Below are 4,663 nucleotides of genomic sequence, written 5' to 3' on the forward strand. Positions count from 1 at the left end.
ATATTGATGAGGGTTTTTTTTATTATAAAAAATGTAACCAAGTTAATCATGGATTTAGTATAATTTTATTGTAATGGTAATAATAACTAATCATTCCATTTTAGGGGTCTGAACAATGATAAATAATTGGCATATACCGCGAAATAAACGAAAGTTATACCCAGTAGTAGACATTCTATCACTATTTACTCTTCAAAATTTGGGGGATGTATGGAGACAGAATTTGGATAGGCATTTGAATTTTGAAGAGGAACTTGAGAGATATGGTCTAAAAAGAGAAGGACATCGAAGAGACCAAAGAGGTGGTGGGGCTAGAACATATGAATCTTGGTTATACAATCTTGGTCTAATATTTATTGATACAAAATTAAATGTTATAAGGACAACTTTAGCTGGTGAGGCTCTACTATCAGGGCAACCGCCTGTACCGATTATTACCAATCAGTTAATGAAATTGCAATATCCTTCTCCTTACTCAACAAGAAAAAGAGTCGATATACATTATAGATTTCAAGTTCGTCCTTTTCGTTTTTTACTCCAATTACTATCAGATACGAGAATTAAAGCTTTAAATAAGGAGGAAATAGGAAGATTTGTAATTACTGAAGGGGAAAATGAATCAAATAGGTGTGTTGAACAGGTTATTTCAAGAATTCAAGATTATAGAGAACATGGTGACTCAATTTTAACTGAATCATTTGACCAAAGTTATACCAGTAGTACAACAGGGGTAAGGTCAAGGAAAGCCACGTTATCATATCTAGAGGATATTGCAAATACATTCATTAACTATTTAGAATACACTCAAATTATCACTAGGGGAGATAAAGGTGTAATTTACATAAAAAAAGAGATGGAAGAACAAGTTTCCCGAATATTAAGTGACGGCTCTGACTTAAGGTCATTTAACCCAAATCATCCTTTTGGTAATGAAATATTCCAAAGGCATTTTGGATTAGCTCCGGGAGGCAATAGAGATAATAGAAACTTTGGCGGACAAGTAGTTACAGATGAAATGTATAGGATAAGGAGAATACGAAGTGATTTCCTGCATATAGCAGGTTTAAAACCTATAGTGAATACTACAATCTCCTTGATAAGAGAAATAGCAGAAAATACCGGATATACTGTAAATCAAGTGGAGGAAGCACTTGAGAGCTTTAGGCCAGATACTTTTAGTGCCTTTGAAACTAGTTATTTAAATATGGCTATCAGTGGAACAGAATTAGCAACAGAATTTGAGATTGCCACAAAGGATATTTTTATACAGTTAGGATTCGATGCTGCGCATGTGGGCAGTAATGCACTGCATCCTGATATTCTTGTAAATTCTCCTTCCGGTTATTCTGGAATTATTGATACTAAGGCGTATAGGGCTTATAGTATATCAAACGATCATAAAAATAGAATGGTAAAAAATTATATTCCAACATTTATAGAAAAGTCAGAGAATCTTGTATTTTTTATGTATATTGCAGATGGTTTCGGTAAGAATATATCCGATCAAATAAGAAAAGTTTCTAGTGAATCAAAAATAAATGGATGCGTATTAACAGCACATAATCTAGTTAGTATCTTACAAAAACATATGATAAAATCTATAGATCATCATAAATTGCATAGATTGTTTACTAGTAACTCACGAATTGAACTCCAGGATATTGAAAAATTATGACTTCTGTATTGCAGAGGTCTATTTTTTTAGGAAAGACTTGTTATTTTCAACATTATAGAAGGTAAGGTATAATAAAAATATCGAACAAGAGTACGAATATGGAGTTGTGAAAAATGATATTTAGAAAAGGAGAGTTATTTTGCGGACCTGGCGGCTTGTCTCTAGGGGCAAAAATGGCTGGATTCACATATAACGGAGAGGAATACGGAGTTGAGCATGTATGGGCAAACGACTATGATGAAGCAACTTGCAAAACTTTCCGTCATAATATATGTCCTGATAGACCTGATACAGTGATACAGGGTGATGTTAGGGAACTCGATATTACTAAATTAGAAAGTATAGATGCTTTTTCATTTGGATTTCCATGCAATGATTATAGTATTGTAGGTGAATCAAAGGGGTTAGAAGGTAAGTATGGTCCACTGTACTCATATGGAATAAAAGTTTTAAAATATCATAAGCCAAAGTGGTTTATTGCTGAAAATGTTGGGGGACTAGAATCTGCAAATGAAGGTAATGCATTTATCCAAATACTTAGGGAAATGGAAGAAGCAGGTTATAATATTACACCTCATCTTTATAAGTTTGAAGAATATGGGGTTCCACAAGCGAGAAGACGTATTATAATTGTTGGAATTCGAAAAGACTTAGGATGGAAGTTTAAAGTACCCGCACCCCCAAGTGAATATTTGAATAAACCTAGAACTTCTAAACAAGCCATAGAAGAACCTCCAATTTCAGAAGATGCATTTAATCATGAGTTCACATCACATCAAAAGAAAGTTATTGAAATGCTAAATCATATTCCTCCAGGAGGAAATGCCTGGTCAGAGGCAATACCTGAGAATCTTAGGTTAAATGTTAAGGGGGCCAGGTTATCAAATATATATAAAAGGCTAAACCCAGAGGAGCCCGCATATACGGTAACTGGTTCAGGCGGAGGGGGTACTCATATGTACCACTATAGTGAGCCGAGAGCTTTAACAAATAGAGAAAGAGCTAGATTACAAACTTTTCCAGATGATTTTGAATTTTTGGGTGGCAAGGAAAGTGTTAGAAGACAAGTCGGAATGGCTGTTCCTCCAGTTGGTGCAAAAATTATTGTAGAAGCAATATTGAATTCTTTTGCAGGGATAGTATATGAATCAGTCCCTTCAAAATGGGAAGATGAACTAAGTCAGATGCTTTTAACCGGTGAGAAGAAAAAGAAAAGAAATTCCACTTCAAAAGTTAAAGCAAAGGTAATTACAAGCCCAGAAGAAGGACAGCAGCAGGCATTTGTATTAGATGTAGAATAATCCAGAAAGAGCCTCCTATAAGGAGGCTTCTTTAATTAATGGGGTATTAGTTTATTAAAACTATGATTTACTGGAGCTTCGATTCACCAATAAAGGTTGCTATTTTATTTATTGCTTTATCAAAATCCTCTTTGAATTCATGTTCCCAGACCCTTAATATATTCCAACCCTTTTCCTTGTAAAATGCATTGACCTCAAGATCCCGCTTTTTATTTCTATCAAGTTTTTTATCCCAATAGTCTTGGTTCGATTTAGGTCTGTTTCCATGAATAGGGCACGCATGCCAAAAGCAAGAGTCAATAAATATAACAATTTTGTATTTACTTATGGATATATCAGGTTTCCCTAGTAACTTAACATTTTTTCGGAAGCGAAAACCCAATTTCCAAAGTGCTTTAGTAACTTTATTTTCAAGTGCAGATTGTGATTTAATTGCTTTCATATTTTTAATTCTTTGCTCTTTTGTCAGGTTGTCAGCCATAAAAGTCACTTCCAAATAAATGTTAAATAATTTATTAGTTACCCAAATAAAGGAAAAATAAACAAAATATTCTTTAACTTCTTTGAGAAATAAGTGAAAAGATTAATTAACCGTTTAATTAAATTGTTGAATTCCTTGGTACATACGGTCCCGAAAAAATTAACCAAACGTTTTATTAGTTTTTGTATGCTAACTATAAATGAGGAGTAATTCTTGTGAAAGTTGCTTCTTCCGGGGTGCCTTTGAAGAAATAACACCTAGTATAAAATAGCTGGCAATATTTAATCCGCTTCACCAATCAAACCTAACAAACTGGGCTGAGCGAAACCTAAAGAAATACCAGACAACAAGAAGCATAAAGCAAAACAAAAGGACTTGCATATCTTTTAGATAGCTGAACTGCCCCGTAAATGTTAGACACGCAACTAACATTTACGGGGTGTTTTTTTATGGCCAAATTTACAATCGAAAAGAAATTAGAAGTCGTTCATAAATATTTAAATAATGAAGGAGGATATAGATTTCTTAGTGAAATCTATGGAATAACTAAAAGCACAATTGAAAAATGGGTTCTACAGTTTCAATATCATGGTGAGAAAGGATTACTGAATAACTATACAAACTATACAGTTCAGTTTAAACTAGACGTACTCAATTACATGAACGAACAAGGGACGTCTCTGTATGAAACAGCTGCTATTTTCAATATTCCAGCACCAAGTACCATTTTAAATTGGAAGCTGATACTTGAAACGCAAGGATTAGATGCCCTTAAATCCAATAAAAAGGGGCGTCCATCCATGAAAGAAGATACAAAGAAATCGGAACTTAAGAATCCAGCACCAGCTGAAGGATCGGTAGAAGCATTACAAGAAAAAATCAAGCGTTTAGAAATGGAGAACGCCTACCTAAAAAAGTTGAATGCTTTAGTTCAAATGCAGGAAAAATTACAAACAAAATCAAAGCGCAAGTAATTTTTGAACTAAAGGAACAGTATGAAGTCGTGGATCTAGTTAAAGTCGCTGACATTCCACGCAGCACGTATTATTACTGGGAAAAACGGTTAAATCACCCTGATAAATATAAGAAAGTAAAAGAAGCTATCAATGAGATCTATCATGAACATAAAGGTCGTTATGGATATCGCCGGATTACAAAAGAGCTAGAAAAAAGAGGGGTCCACCACGATCGAAAAACCATCAATGG

5 protein-coding genes are annotated in these 4,663 nt (G+C 34.1%); 4 read left to right on the forward strand and 1 reads right to left on the reverse strand.

Going from position 1 to position 4,663, the window contains the following annotated elements; all coding sequences use genetic code 11:
- Positions 1-115: 115 nt before the first annotated feature.
- Positions 116-1,675 carry a restriction endonuclease FokI C-terminal domain-containing protein gene (locus V7266_RS25320; protein ID WP_335472013.1) on the forward strand — a complete coding sequence of 520 codons (1,560 nt, stop codon included), beginning with the start codon at positions 116-118 and terminating at the stop codon, positions 1,673-1,675.
- A gap of 113 nt (positions 1,676-1,788) precedes the next feature.
- Positions 1,789-2,976, forward strand: a complete 1,188-nt coding sequence (locus V7266_RS25325) for a DNA cytosine methyltransferase (protein WP_335472014.1) — start codon at positions 1,789-1,791, stop codon at positions 2,974-2,976.
- Positions 2,977-3,043: 67 nt separating this feature from the next.
- On the opposite strand, the gene V7266_RS25330 is transcribed toward V7266_RS25325, so the two are convergent.
- Positions 3,044-3,457, reverse strand: a complete 414-nt coding sequence (locus tag V7266_RS25330; protein ID WP_335472016.1) for a very short patch repair endonuclease — start codon at positions 3,455-3,457, stop codon at positions 3,044-3,046.
- A 449-nt stretch (positions 3,458-3,906) separates the two neighbouring features.
- Here V7266_RS25330 and V7266_RS25335 point away from each other — a divergent pair, with 449 nt between their 5' ends.
- Both V7266_RS25335 and V7266_RS25340 read left to right on the forward strand, forming a co-directional pair.
- Positions 3,907-4,431, forward strand: coding sequence for a helix-turn-helix domain-containing protein (locus tag V7266_RS25335; protein WP_335472017.1), 525 nt, complete (start codon positions 3,907-3,909; stop codon positions 4,429-4,431).
- A gap of 29 nt (positions 4,432-4,460) precedes the next feature.
- Positions 4,461-4,663, forward strand: a 203-nt coding sequence (locus V7266_RS25340) for an IS3 family transposase (protein WP_335472019.1), incomplete at its 3' end; no start/stop codon positions are given.

Source organism: Neobacillus drentensis (assembly GCF_036965645.1).
In the GTDB taxonomy this organism is placed as follows: domain Bacteria; phylum Bacillota; class Bacilli; order Bacillales; family Cytobacillaceae; genus Neobacillus; species Neobacillus drentensis_D.

Coding starts and splice junctions, on each gene's coding strand:
- V7266_RS25320 (WP_335472013.1), top strand. CDS start 116: ATGATAAATAATTGGCATATACCGCGAAATAAACGAAAGTTATACCCA.
- V7266_RS25325 (WP_335472014.1), top strand. CDS start 1,789: ATGATATTTAGAAAAGGAGAGTTATTTTGCGGACCTGGCGGCTTGTCT.
- V7266_RS25330 (WP_335472016.1), bottom strand. CDS start 3,457: ATGGCTGACAACCTGACAAAAGAGCAAAGAATTAAAAATATGAAAGCA.
- V7266_RS25335 (WP_335472017.1), top strand. CDS start 3,907: ATGGCCAAATTTACAATCGAAAAGAAATTAGAAGTCGTTCATAAATAT.